The organism is Cupriavidus basilensis (assembly GCF_000876015.1).
GTDB lineage: Bacteria > Pseudomonadota > Gammaproteobacteria > Burkholderiales > Burkholderiaceae > Cupriavidus > Cupriavidus basilensis_B.
Genome location: NZ_BBQM01000008.1, coordinates 13707 through 27989, shown reverse-complemented (window position 1 = coordinate 27989; position 14283 = coordinate 13707). Strand labels below are relative to the sequence as shown.

The 14283-nt window shown below is 71.3% G+C and carries 11 protein-coding genes; 6 read left to right on the top strand and 5 right to left on the bottom strand.

All coding sequences use genetic code 11. The annotated features are described in order from the left end of the window. Positions 1-565: 565 nt before the first annotated feature. The 5 genes from KF708C_RS05315 to KF708C_RS05295 all read right to left on the bottom strand — a co-directional run bounded on the left by KF708C_RS05315 (position 566) and on the right by KF708C_RS05295 (position 6365). Positions 566-1438 (bottom strand): metal-dependent hydrolase, encoded by an 873-nt coding sequence (locus tag KF708C_RS05315; RefSeq protein ID WP_029044375.1) that lies wholly within the window; start codon positions 1436-1438, stop codon positions 566-568. Positions 1439-1453: 15 nt separating this feature from the next. Continuing rightward, on the bottom strand, positions 1454-2452 hold the full coding sequence (locus KF708C_RS05310; protein ID WP_059410972.1) for an alpha/beta fold hydrolase: 999 nt from the start codon (positions 2450-2452) through the stop codon (positions 1454-1456). Further along, complete coding sequence (locus KF708C_RS05305; RefSeq protein WP_059410971.1) at positions 2449-3357, bottom strand: SDR family NAD(P)-dependent oxidoreductase; 909 nt, start codon at positions 3355-3357, stop codon at positions 2449-2451. Before KF708C_RS05305 ends, KF708C_RS05310 begins: the two co-directional genes overlap by 4 nt. Before the next feature lie 63 nt (positions 3358-3420). Then, entirely contained in the window at positions 3421-5016 is a 1596-nt protein-coding gene (locus KF708C_RS05300; protein ID WP_156173737.1) for a flavin-containing monooxygenase, read from the bottom strand. A gap of 287 nt (positions 5017-5303) precedes the next feature. Continuing rightward, a complete protein-coding gene (locus KF708C_RS05295) occupies positions 5304-6365 on the bottom strand; it encodes an AraC family transcriptional regulator (RefSeq protein ID WP_020206615.1) in 1062 nt (353 codons plus the stop codon). A gap of 137 nt (positions 6366-6502) precedes the next feature. Between KF708C_RS05295 and KF708C_RS05290 the strand changes: the two genes are divergently transcribed. The 6 genes from KF708C_RS05290 to KF708C_RS05265 all read left to right on the top strand — a co-directional run bounded on the left by KF708C_RS05290 (position 6503) and on the right by KF708C_RS05265 (position 14262). Then, entirely contained in the window at positions 6503-7084 is a 582-nt protein-coding gene (locus KF708C_RS05290) for a hypothetical protein (protein ID WP_059410969.1), read from the top strand. Positions 7085-7088: 4 nt separating this feature from the next. After that, complete coding sequence (locus tag KF708C_RS05285; RefSeq protein WP_059410968.1) at positions 7089-8684, top strand: GMC family oxidoreductase; 1596 nt, start codon at positions 7089-7091, stop codon at positions 8682-8684. A gap of 317 nt (positions 8685-9001) precedes the next feature. Beyond that, positions 9002-9940 (top strand): TetR/AcrR family transcriptional regulator, encoded by a 939-nt coding sequence (locus KF708C_RS05280; RefSeq protein WP_020206618.1) that lies wholly within the window; start codon positions 9002-9004, stop codon positions 9938-9940. Between the two features lie 354 nt (positions 9941-10294). Then, entirely contained in the window at positions 10295-11146 is an 852-nt protein-coding gene (locus KF708C_RS05275; RefSeq protein WP_059410975.1) for a DUF1571 domain-containing protein, read from the top strand. A gap of 265 nt (positions 11147-11411) precedes the next feature. Beyond that, positions 11412-12779, top strand: coding sequence for a DUF2957 domain-containing protein (locus tag KF708C_RS05270; RefSeq protein ID WP_020206620.1), 1368 nt, complete (start codon positions 11412-11414; stop codon positions 12777-12779). Between the two features lie 154 nt (positions 12780-12933). Then, a complete protein-coding gene (locus KF708C_RS05265) occupies positions 12934-14262 on the top strand; it encodes a DUF2957 domain-containing protein (RefSeq protein ID WP_082079439.1) in 1329 nt (442 codons plus the stop codon). The last annotated feature ends 21 nt before the right edge of the window (positions 14263-14283 follow it).

Below are 14283 nucleotides of genomic sequence, written 5' to 3'. Positions count from 1 at the left end.
CGGGCGCACTGCTGGTTCGGGCATCTGCCGTTGCCGGTTTTAGCCACCCCGACATAGCACCCTCATGGTTTCGTGGTGGGCGTGGTGGACCCAGCGCGGGTGCGCGGGGTTGCTGGAACCGGGATTGCTTTTCAACTGTTCGGCACCGCGCTCGAACAGGGGCCACCGCGCCCACCACGAAACCAGCCCCGTCCCTATGACGAGCCCATCCGCCCCGGTCGCGGCAGCAGCCCGAAGGGCCTGGGCCTACGCCATCATGCAGCGCCACCACGAATCGAACACCACCCGAGAGACAGTGGCCGCCAAAACCGGTACCGGCAGAATCCCTGCAGAACCGCCAACCCCACCACGAAACCACCAACCCAAGCAACTCTGTTCGGCTCTGCCCCTGCCGGCAAGGCAGTCCGCTTTCTTGGCTTACTTTCTTTTCGGATAAAAGAAAGTAAGTCGCGCCGGGGGCGCGAAAGCCTTTGACTTTAAGCCTTTGACTTTGATGTTGACTTTGACGTTAAGCCGTTGACCTTGAAGCTAAAGCCTTTGACTTTGAACCCCAAAACCGTCCCCCTTAAAAAGACCCCCTAATAGAAGGCGCCCGCAAAGAAACCCCCGCTCTCCGCGAATTCTCCTCAATCTCCGCGATCAGCGGCTCAATCCTCGCGAGTTGCGCGCGGTTATCGTGATCCCACGGATGAAACCCCGGCCGGAAATAGTCGAACCACTCCGGGATCATCCTGCGCAGCACCCCCGGCTTGCCCCACAGAAACCACATCACCCCACCAAACCCACGCAGCTTGTTGCGGCACTCGCGGTCGGCCATCACCAGCCGCACGTGGAACACGAACACCATCGCCCAGAACGTCGCGGTGGTGGTCAGCATGGTGAAGGTGCGCAGCAGGTAGCGCGACAAGCCGGGCTTCATCACCGTGTTCCACACGTCGTAGGCCACCGCCTTGTGCTCGGTTTCCTCGAGCGCGTGCCAGATCCACACCTGGTGGTAGCCCGGCTCGGAGCCACCCATCTGCTCGGGGTCCGCCAGCAGGCCGCCGGCCAGCATCGCGGTGTAGTGCTCCAGCGCGATGGTGTGGGCGAGCTGCCATGACTTCGGCAGGATGCGGCGCAGCAGGTTGAGCAGCTTGGCCACGGTGTTGTCGAGCTGCGCGGCGGGCAGGCCGGCTTCGCTCATCAGGCGGTTGTAGAGGATGTGCTCGCGCGTGTGCATCGCTTCCTGGCCGATGAAGCCGGCGATGGCGCGCTTGAGTTCGGGGTCGGCCACGTCGTCGCGGTAGGCGCGCACGCTGTCCATGAAGAAGCGTTCGCCGGCCGGGAAGAAGATCGACAGCGCGTTGACGAAATGGGTGACGTGGCGGCCCCGCACGTGCCAGTCGGCGATGCGGCTGGCGGGCAGGTGGGGATGCACATCGCGTCGGACTGGCATCATGATCGGAACTCCTGTCTAGGCTTGGATGGCGTGGGGCGCGGGCTGCGCGACGTTGCCGCATTCGGCGAGGAAATGCAGCAGGTCCGCCGCCACGCGCTGCGGGTCTTCTTCCATCGGGACGTGGCCGAGGCCGGCATAGCGCTGCAGGCGCGCGCCGGGAATGCGCCCGGCGAAGGCCTGCGCGTGCGCGGGCGGAATCCAGCGGTCGCGCTCGCCCCACAGCACCAGCGTGGGCGCGCGGATGCCGGCCAGCGCGTCGGTGTCGAGCGCCGCGAAATCGAGCCTGGGCACCATGCGGCCCACCGCCTCGCGGCTGCCCTCGGCGTAGAAAAAATCGACGTAGCGGCGGAAGGTGGCTTCGTCCACGCGCGCGGCGTCGCCGTAGACGTCGCGCGTGGCGGCGCGGATGATGGCCTCGGGCAGCATCCACGGCGCCGACCAGCGCACCGGCGCGTGGTTGAACAGCGCGATGTAGAGCGGCAGCTTCATCGGGAAGCCGGCCGCGTCGACCAGCACCAGCTTGTCGACCTGGGCCGGGCGGCGCGCGGCGAGGTCCCACGCGATCAGGCCGCCGAGCGAGTTGCCGATCACGCTGGCGCGCCGCAGGCCGATGGCCTGGCAGAAGGCGTCGATGAAGCGGCGGTACATGTCCACGTCCATCGTGGCGATGCGCCCGCGCGCGTCGCGCAGCGGCCCGGTCAGGCCGAACGGCGGCAGGTCCACGCGCAGCACGCGGTAGCGCTGCGACAGCGCCGGCAGCACGCCCTGCCATGTATGCAGCGACGCGCCGAAGCCGTGGATCAGCAGCAGCGGCTCGCCGTCGGGCGTGCCCTCGTCGGTGTAGTGGACCAGCGTGCCCATCACCTGCACCCAGCGCGAGGCCGGCAGCGCGTAGCGGCGCGCCAGCGTCTCGCGCGACAGGCTGAACAGGCCGATGCGGCCCTGGCCGAACCAGCGCGTGAAGGCGCCGGGCGGGCGCCGCAGGCGCGCGTCCGCGGCGGCGGCGCGGCTCATGGCGCGTCTGCGCCGCCGGCGGGCCTGGCCGCCACGGTGCCGCCCGCGGACGCGGGCTTGCCGAGCGGGCTCTTGCGGCGCGCCTCGCGCACCACCAGCGACTGGTAGGCGGCGGGCAACAGCCGCGCCATCAGGTCGGCGGCCACCGCGTCGGGCCCGATCAGCACGCGGCGGCGGTCATGGCGCACGCCGTTGAGGATCACGCGCGCGGCCTTGTCGGCGCTGGTGATGAAGAACTTCTCGAAGTCGTCGCGGCCCTGCTGTTCGTTCTCGACCAGGAAGCCGGCGACGTTGGGCGCGATGCGGCTGGCCTGCGCGATGTTGGTCTTGATGCCGCCCGGATGCACGCAGGTGGCGGAGACCCCGCAGCCGAGCAGGTCCAGTTCCTGGCGCAGCGATTCGGTGAAGCCGCGCACCGCGTACTTGCTGGCGTTGTAGCCGCTCATGCCGGGCTGCGCGAAGATGCCGAAGATGCTGGAGGTGTTGACGACGTGGCCTTCGCCGCTGGCCTTGAGGTGCGGCAGGAAGGCTTTCGTGCCGTGCACCACGCCCCAGAAGTTGATGCCCATGATCCATTCGAGATCGTCGTAGCTCATGCCGTCGATGGTGCTCGACAGCGCCACGCCGGCGTTGTTGAAGATCAGGTTGACGCGGCCGTGCGCGTGCGCGGCCTGCGCGGCCCACGCATGCATGGCGGCGCGGTCGGCCACGTCCACCACGTGCTGCGTGACCATCAGCGCGGGCGCGGCGCGCATGACCTCGCCCACGGTCTGCGCCAGGCCGGTCTGGTCGCGGTCCGACAGCGCGAGCTGGCAGCCTTCGCGCGCCAGCGCCACGGCCAGCGCGCGGCCCATGCCGGAGCCGGCGCCGGTGATGGCTGCCACCTTGTTCCTGAATTGCTTCATGCGGGAGTCTCCTCGCGGGTCGTTTGTTCTTGGTGGTTGTTTCTTGCCCGGCTCATGCGCGGCTCATGCCTGGGCGGCCGGCGCCGGCTGCCGCGCGGCCGCGGACAGTTGCGGGTGCATCAGCGAGCGGGTCTCGTAGTCGGCCATGTCGAAGCGCGCGGTGGCGCGGCGGAACTGCCAGGTGAAGCCCGGCCACAGCGTGGTGTTCTTGCCGGTCTTCGGATCGAGATACCAGCTCGCGCAGCCGCCTTCGGACCAGATCGCGCGCGCCAGCTTGCGCTGCAGCCCGGCGTTGTAGTCGCGCTGCGCCGGCGCGCGCACGTCGATGGCCTGCACGCGGTGCCGGCCCATCGCCTTGAGCGCGCCGAGGATGTAGTTCACCTGCGACTCGATCATGAACACCATCGAGCTGTGGCCGAGGCCCGTGTTCGGCCCCACCACCATGAACAGGTTGGGAAAGCCCGCCACGGTGGTGCCGAGATAGGCCTCGGCGCCGTCGCGCCAGGCATCGAGCAGGTCGATGCCGCCGCGCCCGAGGATGGCGCCGCGCGGGATCGGGTCGGTGGCGTGGAAGCCGGTGCCGAAGATGATGCAGTCGGCCGGGCGGCGGCTGCCGTCGCGCATGACGATGGCGTCTTCCTCGACGTGGCCGATGCCCGCCGTCACCACGTCCACGTTGGCGCGCGCGAGCGCCGGGTAATAGTCGTTGGAGATCAGCACGCGCTTGCAGCCGATGGTGTAGTCCGGCGTGACGGCGGCGCGCAGCGCGGGGTCGCTCACCTGCCGGCGGATGTGGCCGCGCGCGATGCGCTCCACCGCCTTCATCAGCCTGGGGTGCACCACGAAGCCGAGCACGCGCGACTCCAGCATCCAGTAGATGCCGCCGCGCACCAGCTTCTGCGTGAACGGCAGGCGGCGGAACAGCCAGCGCTCGGCCGCGGAAACGGTGCGGTCCGGCTTGGGCATGATCCACGGCGGGGTGCGCTGGAACAGGTCCAGGTGCGCCACGCGCGGCGCGATCTGCGGCACGAACTGGATGGCGCTGGCGCCGGTGCCGATCACCGCCACGCGCTTGCCGGCCAGCGCGTAGTCATGGCTCCAGTGCTGCGAATGGAAGGTCTCGCCGCGAAAGCGCTCCAGCCCCGGGATGGCCGGGTACGCGGGCCGGCTCAGGCCACCCATGCCGGACACCAGCACGCGCGCCTGCACGCGCTTGCCGTCGGCCATCTCCAGCTGCCAGGTGCCGCTGGCCTCGTCCCACGTGGCGCGGCGCAGCTCGTGGCGCAGGCGCAGGTGCGGGCGCAGGCGGAACTGGTCGGTGCAGCGCTCCAGGTAGGCGCGGATCTCCGGCTGCGGCGAGAACATGCGCGACCAGTCCGGGTTGGGCGCGAACGAGAACGAATAGAGATGCGACTGCACGTCGCAGGCGCAGCCCGGGTAGTGGTTGTCGCGCCAGGTGCCGCCGACCGAGCCGGCCTTCTCGAACACGGCGAAGTTGTGCAGGCCCGCCTGCTTGAGGCGGATCGCCATACCCAGCCCGGCGAAGCCGCTGCCGATGATGGCGATGTCGCAATACTGGGTCGGACCGGCGCCGCCGGGGCCCGGCGGCTGGGGTCCGGCGGTGGACAACTCGGGGGGCAGGTCCGCTGGCGCGTTCATAGGCTGTCTCTCGTGCCGCGGGCGCGCCGGGCGGGGTGCCCTGACGCGCCGCAACATCATTGATTGTGACATTGATGGATGTCATCGTAGGCAGCGCGGCAGCGCGGGTCAATGCCGGGATTGGAATGTCGCCTCTAATTTTTAGCGGATTTTAGCGGGCCGTTCGCCGTATTAAACGGTGACTAGGCGTGTTTTGGCTGCACTGGCAAGCGTACCCACTGCTGCGTTTGAAACCGCCGGAGGCGGGGGCACGGCGCCGGCCAGTCCGCTGCCGGTACCGGCACGCCCTAGGCGCGCCCGCCGCCGAGCACGCGCCGGCGCCAGGCGTTCGGGGTTTCCCGCGTCCAGCGCTTGAATGCGTGGCTGAACGCGCTCTGCTCGGAAAAACCGAGCAGCATGGCCAGTTGCGCGAGGCTGACGGCGGGATCGGCCAGGTAGTGCTCGGCCTGCGCGCGGCGCACGCCGTCGACCAGCGCCGAGTAGTTCATGCCGCGCGCCTGCAGCCGCCGCTGCAGCGTGCGCACCGGCAGGCCCAGATGGGCGGCCACGCTGGCGATGGGCACCTCGCCGCGCGGCAGCGCGTGGCCGATGAACGCGCGCGCCTGCGCGATCTCGCCGCCGCCGTCCGCCTCGAGCGCGCGCAACTGGGCCTGGGCGATGCGCGCCATCTGCGCCTGCATCTCGGCGTCGGCCTGCAGCGAGGGGCGCGCCAGCAGCGCCGGGTCGATGTGCAAGGCATGGCGGCCGGCGTCGAACGCCACCGGGCAGCCGAACACCCGCGCATAACCGTCGGCATGGCCGCCGGGCGGCGCGGCGTGCGGAAACTCGATGCGCTCGGCGAAGAAGCCCTCGCCGAGCAGCCAGCGCGCGAAGCAGATCCAGGTGGCCATGTGCAGCTCGTGCGCGTGGCGCGAGAGCGGGCCGTGCAGCGCCTCCCACGTCATGCACGCGCCGCGCGCCGTTTCCATCAGACGGGTGCGGCCGATGTCGTTGGCCAGCACTTCATAGCGGATGCCTTGCAGGATGGCCTCGCGCACGGTCGGCGTGGTCAGCACCACGTAGCCCATCTCCGCATAGTGGCGCGGCTTGAAGCCGGCGCCCGCGTGCAGCCCGGCCAGCGGGTCGCCGGTGGCGCGCGCGAGCGCGTCGAGCAGGGCCAGGTAGTCGGCCGCGGGCACGCGCGCGGCGGGACCGGCGGCGGCGTCGGACAGCGCCGGATCGAGCCCGGCCAGCGCGAGCAGGCGGACCGGCGCGATGCCGGCGGCCTCGCCGTGGTCGAGCACGGTGCGCAGGTAGGGCAGCGAGACGGTGCCGCCGGCAGCGCCGGCGGCCGCATTGGCGCGTGGCATCAAATGACCTGTCATGCGGAATCAAGACCGGGGGCCGATCTTGATCCAGACTGCGGCGAGCGTCAATGCGGGCAATCGACAACGATCGACGAGTTCACGCAGTCCCGAGGCGCACGAGAACAAGAGAAGGAGACACCATGCACGCCCCATGCACCGCGCCGCCCGGCGCGCTCTCGCGGCGCGGCTTCCTCAAGGTCGGGCTCGGTTTTTCCGCGGCGCTGGCCTGCGCGGGACTGCTCCCGGCGCTGAGCGGCTGCGCGCCCGCGCCCACGAACCCGGCCGCCGGCATGCGCTTCCTGCGCGACGGCGACGTGGCGCTGTTCGGCGCGCTGCTGCCCGCCGTGGCCGACGAGCTGGCCGCGCGCGAGCCCGGCCAGCGCGCGCTGCATCTCGGCCAGGCGCTGCACAATATCGATGACACCTGCGCGGCGATGGACGCCAACGCGCGCGCCGAGCTGCGCAAGCTGCTGGACCTGCTGGCCATCGGCCCGCTGCGCCGGGTGCTGGGCGGCGTGCGCGACGACTGGCGGCACACCGACGCGGCGCAGGCGCGGCGCTTTCTCGCGCGCTGGCGCGCGAGCCGCTTCGCCACGCTGAACGCGGGCGCCGTGGTGCTGGTCAAGCTGTGCGGCGTGGCCTATTACCTGCTGCCCGCCGCGTGGGCCGGCGCCGGTTATCCCGGCCCCAATCCCGCCGTCTTCAACGCACTGCACGCCTGACGCCATGACCGTACCCGACCTCTACAGCGCCGGCATCGCGTCCGGCTGGAACGTGGTGGACGCCGCCACGCTCGCCGCGCCGCTCGCGCTCGACGCCGACGTGGCCATCGTCGGCAGCGGCGCCGGCGGCGGCGTGGCCGCCGAGATCCTCAGCGATGCCGGCCTGCGCGTGGTGCTGCTCGAGGAAGGCGCGCTGCGCACCTCCGACAGCTTCCGCGACATGGACGAAGGCCGCGCCTACCGCGAGCTCTACCAGGAGGGCGCGGCGCGCGCCACCGCCGACGGCGCCATCGCCATCCTGCAGGGCCGCGCGGTCGGCGGCAGCACCACCGTGAACTGGTCGTCGAGCTTCCGCACGCCGCCGCAGACGCTGGCGCACTGGGCCGCGCACCACGCGGTGAGCGGCCACGCCGCGGCCGACATGGCGCCGTGGTTCGAGCGCATGGAGGCGCGCCTGTCGGTGGCGTCGTGGGGCATGGCGCCGAACGGCAACAACGGCGTGCTCAAGCGCGGCTGCGACAAGCTGGGCTGGGAGTCGCACGTGATCCCGCGCAACGTGAAGGGCTGCTGGAACTCCGGCTACTGCGGCCTGGGCTGCCCGGTCAACGCCAAGCAGTCGATGCTGGTGTCGACCATCCCCGCCGCGCTGGCGCGCGGCGCCACGCTCGTGCACCGCGTGCGCGTGCGCGCGTTCGCGCACGACGGCAAGACCGTCGGCGCGCTCGCCGGCGAGGCGCTCGGCGCCGACGGCCGCACGCCCACCGGCGTGGCGGTGACGGTGCGCGCGCGCCACTACGTGGCCGCCGGCGGCGCCATCAACACGCCGGCGCTGCTGCTGCGCTCGCGCGCGCCGGACCCGCACCAGCGCCTCGGCCTGCGCACCTTCATCCATCCGGTCAACCTGAGCATCGCGGTGATGCCGGAGCAGGTCGACCCGTATTACGGCGCGCCGCAGTCGGTCGCCTCGGACCACTTCCAGTGGAAAGACGGCGCCACCGGCGCGATCGGCTACAAGCTCGAAGTGCCGCCGCTGCTGCCCGGCATCAGCGCGGGCGTGTTCGGCAGCGTGGGCGAGGCGCTGCGCGCCGACATGGCCGCGCTGCCGCGCACCAACGCCATGCTGGCGCTGCTGCGCGACGGCTTCGTGCCGCACAGCGAAGGCGGGCGCGTGCGCATCGCCGGCGACGGCAGCCCGGTGCTCGACTACGACATGAACGACTACCTCTGGGACGGCGTGCGGCGCGCGTGGCTGAGCATGGCCGAGGCGCAGTTCGCCGCCGGCGCGCTGCGGGTGCGGCCGGCGCATCTCGACGCGCCGTACTACGCCGACTGGGCCAGCGCGCGCGCGGGCATCGCCGCGCTGCCGCTGGCCAAGTTCCGCGCGGCGCTGTTCTCGGCGCACCTGATGGGCGGCTGCGGCATGAGCGACGAGCCGCGGCTCGGCGTGGTGGACAGCGGCGGCCGCCATCACCAGTTGAACAACCTGTCAGTGCTGGACGGCTCCGTGTTTCCCACCAGCATCGGCGCCAACCCGCAGTTGTCGGTGTTCGCGCTGAGCGCGCAGAACGCGCACGGGCTGGCCGCGCGGCTGGTGCGGTGAGCGCCGCCCGGCCGCCCCACGCAAGAGGGGTAAAACAAAGCGGTGCGCGCTCGCGCGCTTCAAGTCCACAATTAAAACGGGCGCGCAAGGAGCCGGCGCGCCCCGCGCGCGGCACCACGACGCAGGAGGCGGAGTCCGAGGCAGCGTTGGAGACAACGTTAGAGGCAACCCTCAAATTTTGCGCTTGTGAAACGCTCGCGGCGCTGGCTAGGCTCCGTACAACCGTTTCAAGCATCCGTTTGCCGACAGAGCAGGGAGCAGGAACGGCATGGCATTTTGCCGGGGTTCGATGCATGACAAGACAAGAGGCGCCCCCCATGAAGACCGGTAAAGGCACGGCAGGAGACACCAAGGCCCGCATTCTCGACGCCACCGAGCGCCTGTTCATCGAGGTCGGCTACGAAGGCACCTCGCTCAGGCAAGTGACCTCGCGCGCGATCGTCAATCTGGCCGCGGTCAACTATCACTTCCGCAGCAAGGAGATCATGATGCAGGCGGTGCTCGGGCGCCGCCTCGACCCGCTCAACACGCGGCGCCTGGCCGTGCTCGACGCCTGCGAGGCGCGCTGGCCCGGCAACCAGATCCGCTGCGAGCACGTCATGGGCGCGCTGTTCGTGCCCGCGCTGCAGATGGCGCGCGAGCCGGAGCTCGGCGGCCCGTCGTTCCTGCGGCTGCTCGGCCGCGTGTACTCGGACACCTCGCCGTTCATCCAGTCCTACCTGCTCGGCCACTACGCGCCGGTGTTCGGCCGCTTCTCGGGCGCCTTCGCGCGCGCGCTGCCGGAGATCCCGCCGCAGGAGCTGGGCTGGCGGCTGAACTTCGCGCTCAAGGCGCTGGCCGGCGTGCTGGCCGGCGACGAGCTCGGCAACCTGCTGCCAGCCTTCACGCAGGGCAAGGACGTGAGCGACGCGCAGGTGCTGGCGCAGTTGAGCGCGATGGTGATCGCCGCGCTCAAGGCGCCGGTGCCGGCCAGCCAGCAACTGTGCGCGCTGCAGGACGTGTTCGTGATCGGCGAGGCCCAGCACGCCGAGGAGCGCGCCACGCAGGCCTCGCTCGACGGCCTGGTGGCCGAACAGGCGCAGCGCGCCGACGCGCACGCCGCGGCCGCGCGCAAGACGCGCCGCACCGCGCGCAACGAGGGCGCCACGCGCGCCGCCGTCACCAGCATGGCGGTGCGCGGCGCGCGCGAGCACCCGCCCATCGTCTTCCCGAGCAATCCGCTCGACGACTGGATGCGTACCCGCTCCAGGACCTAGCGGCGCGTCCCGCGCGCCGGCCGACCGCCGGCGCGCACGGCCGCGCCTTCCGCCGCCCGGCCGCGCGCTTCGCCCGGTGGCGGGGTCTTGCCGTTCCACGATCCCCGCCGCTGCTCTGGCGACCCGCGCCCAGGCAATCCGCTTCGCCGACCCGCCGCGTGCCGCGAGCACGCGCCGGCCCGCTGCTGCCCGCGTTTTCGCGCCACGCGCGCCTGGCGCAGCACGGTGCCGTGACAGGAGACCCGCATCATGAAGCCACTCTCTTTCCAGACGCTGCGCCAGGCCTTGCGCGCATTCCCGGGGGCCCGGCCCGCCGGCCTGCTGCGCGGCCTCGCCGCCGCCGGCGTGATCGCAATGGCGCTGCCGGGCGTCGCGCATGCCCAGGCATCCGTCACACCAGCCACCGCCGCCACCGCCGCCACGCCGGCCGGCACCGCCTACGACGGCCTGTCCGCGCAGCAGCAGGCCGCGCTGCTCTCGAAGCAGGTCGCCGGTGGCGAGCTCGCGAAGCTGCCCGACGAGCAGCTGCTGGCCGTGTTCAACGCGCTCCAGCCCGAGACGCCGCTGCTGTGGGCCAAGGCGGAGGTGAGCCGCTATCCCGAGTACGAGTACTGGATGACGCGCCAGGAGCGCCTCAACGGACAGTGGCAGGACCAGCCCGCGCGCATGCTGATCCGCTACCGCCACGCGCCGCGCCAGCTCTATGCGAAGTGGCTGCCCGGCGGCAGCCAGGCCGGCCAGGAGATCCTCTACGACGAGACCCGGCGCAAGGACGAGATGTACGGCCACCTGGGCGGGCTGCTGGGCTTCACCTCGATGTGGATCGCGCTCGACGGCACCATCGCGCGCGCGCAGTCCAACCACACCGTGCGCGACCTCGGCTTCCAGTACGTGGTGGCGATGCTCGAGCGCGACGCGCGCTCGCTGCGCGCGGCCGGCCTCTCCGAGCGCTTCGCGCGCGCCGAGATCGTGCCGGAGCAGGGCACGCGCATGGTGGCGCTGACCTGGGAGCTGCCCGCCGGCGCGCCGCGCTACTACGCCAAGCGCGTGCAGCTGATGCTGGACCTCAAGAACCCGTGGCCGCGCGTGGAGACCGCGTGGGACGCCGATGGAAACATGGTGGAGAAGATTGTCTTCGAGAAGGCCGTGCGCAAGACATTCGACACCGACACGTTCGACGCGAAAAACGGCGACTACAGGTTCTGAAACCATGCCGCCGGACCCGGCGCCGCGCGAGGAAGCCGCGCGCGCCGTTTGAATTGCGCCGCGCACGCGGGCGCGCCGCGGTTTGAACAGGCGGCGCGAGCGCCTGCATGGCGGTGGCGGGCGCGCGGCGCGCGGTGTTTGGAACGGGCGCTCTATTGACGCTCGCGCGGGCGAACGGCGAGAGTCACTGCACAACAGGTCATATACAAGACCGGACAAACCGGCACGACACAAAAATACAAAACCGATAAAAAGGAGACAAACGATGGCCCGCTTGAATGTATTCAACGGCCTTGCGGCGCTGGCTGGCACAAGCCTGGCGCTGACCCTCGCCGGCTGCGGCGGCGGCGATGCGCCGAGCCCCGGCTCGGCCGAGGTCGCATCCTGCGCCAGCACCGGCAGTTGCCCCGCCAGCGGCCCCGCGCAGTCCGGCCCCGCGCCGGCGCCGCTGTGCCCGGCCTCGCTCGACTACGCCACCGTCTACACCGGCGGCTCGGGCGGCGGCGAATTCGTCAAGATGCAGTTCGACACCACGGCGCTCACGTACCGGCTGCAGATCCTCGAATCGCCGGTGCCCAAGGCGCCCGGCAGCGTGCAGCCCACGCGCGCCGGCGTGACCTACACCGGCACCATCGCCCGCCTGACCTCTCTGCCCAGCGCCGAGCAGAACCGCTGCGCGCTGGCCATCCGCAGCGCGGTGCCGTCCGACGGCGGCGCGCAGGCCGTCATCGACCCCGCCGACCCGCCCATCATCTTCGTCGGCAACGGCGTGGCCGGCGGCGGCATCCCGGGCGCGACGATCTCCTATCCCGGCGTGGACCTCGGCATCGGCGCGCCGATCGGCGCCATCCCCGCGAAGACCTTCCCGATCTACCCGGTGCTGGCGTTCGCCGAGACCGAGACGGACTTCGCCAAGGTGGCGGGCACCTACAACATGCTGGGCTACCACCTGGTGCCGTCGGGCGGCAACCTGTTCCCGGCCGGCAACTTCATCCCCGCCACCGCGCAGACCGTCGAGACCCTGAACGCGGACGGCACCTGCACCGCGGCCAGCGGCAGCTGCCGGTCCACCGGCAACCCGTGGCGGCCGCGCGCGCAGAACGACGGCGCGTTCGAGAGCAACAACGACGCCGGCACGCGGCAATACCCGTTTTTCTACACGCAGTCGCTGGTCAGCGGCCCCACCACCAAGGCCAAGGGCATCCTGGTCGCGGGCAAGCTCAACGGCGCGCTGGTGCCGCTGCTGATCCGCACCGGCTACGCGCACATCGACCTGACCGACCTGCTCGACCCGATCAACGTGGACGACGAATCGGGCCTGGCCTTCCTCGCCCCGGCCGCCACGCTGACCAGCGCGCAGCTCAACGGCTCCTACGTCGGCTCGGGCAGCGATTTCGTCTACACCTCGTCGATCGTGCAGGACAAGCTGGTCGGCCTGGTCGACCCGCTCACCACCAACGTCAAGGGCGCCTTCCAGCTCGACTTCTCGCAGGCCCGCCCGGGCCAGATCGGCACCACCGACAACAGCGGCACCACCGGCACGCTGATCGCCACCGGCCACGCCTTCGCGCACCTCGCGGGCACCGGCGGCGCCAACCCGACCTTCCGCGTCAGCGTATTCGCCAGTCCCTGAGCCGGCAGGCATCGAAGCTTGCCGCGCGCGCCCGGAGGAGGCGCGCGCGGCGGCCGGCAGCGCACGGTGCCGCCTCACGGCACCCGCGCGGAAAAACAGAACAACAGGCCAGGAACCACGCGCCGCACACAAGGCGCTTCAGGAGACAGACATCATGCACAAGGCCCCCCTTTTCCCGTCGTCCGGCGCGCGGCCGGCGTTCTCTTCGCCGGCCCGCGCGCGCCGCGCGTCCCGGCTGGCGCGCTACGCGCTGGCGCTCGCCGGCGCCGCGCTGCTGGCCGCCTGCGGCGGCGGCGGCGACGGCGACCACACCAGCGCCGCGCCGGCCGCGGCGATCCCCGTGCGGCTGTGCCCGGCCGCGCTCGACTACACCACCACCTTCACCGGCGGCACCGGCTCGGGCGAGCTGGTCAAGGTGCAGATCGACACCAGCAAGATGACCTGGCAGGTGACGTTCCTCGATTCGTCGGTGCCGCGCGCCACCGGCACCGTGCAGCCCACGCGCAGCGACACCGCCAGCGGCAGCAACGTGATGAGCGGCAAGCTGCAGCCCGAGACCGGGCTGCCCACCGAGAAGCTCAACCAGTGCGCGTTCCAGCTCGCCGGCGCCAGCCTGGACCCGAACCGCCCGGCGCGGCTGTTCGTGGGCGAGGGCGTGGCCGGCGGCACCATCCCCGGCGCGCGCATCCAGTTCGACGGCGTGGCCGGCGCGGGCGTGGTGCCCGACACCACCTTCCCGTACTTCCAGTTCATCGGCTTCGCGCAGACCGAGACCGACCTCGGCAAGATCGCCGGCCAGTACAACGGCTCGGGCTTCCACGAGGTGCCGTCGAAGAACTTCCAGACCGTGGCGCAGGACTACCGCATGACGCTGGCGGCCGACGGCTCGTTCCTGGTGTGCGACAACAAGCCCGGCGGCACCTGCGCGCAGAAGGGCAACAAGTTCGTGCCCACCGCCGGCGGCGCGCTGCTGTCGACCAACTACGCGGCCGAGCTGCCGCCCACGCTGGGCGGCACGCTCGGGCGCGCCTACCTGATCGTGGGCAAGCTGCGCGGGCAGCTGGTGCCGGTGATGATCCGCGTGGGCTACGCCAGCGGCTCGATCGGCGGCGTGCTGGGCGGCATGCCGCTCGGTGCCGACGACGAGATCGGCATCGGCATGATGGCGCCGGCGGCGGCCGTCGCGCAGGGCTCGGTCAACGGTGAATACGTGGGCGTGGACAGCAGCTTCGACTACCGCACCACCGCGCTGGTGGGGCCGGACGCCACCATGCTCGACCCGTTCCGCGCCTCGGACGCGTCGCTGGCCACGGCGTTCGCGCTGGACTACGCGCAGCAGGTGCCGGGCGTGGTGACGACCACGCGCAAGGGTGGCGCCGCGGGTGGTCCGACCGGCAAGTTCATGTTCACCGGCGGCGTGTTCGGCTTCCTCGAGTCGCGCGGCGGCAGCCCGTATTTCACCATCGGCGCGTTCGTGCAATGACCGCCATGCGATCCACACACA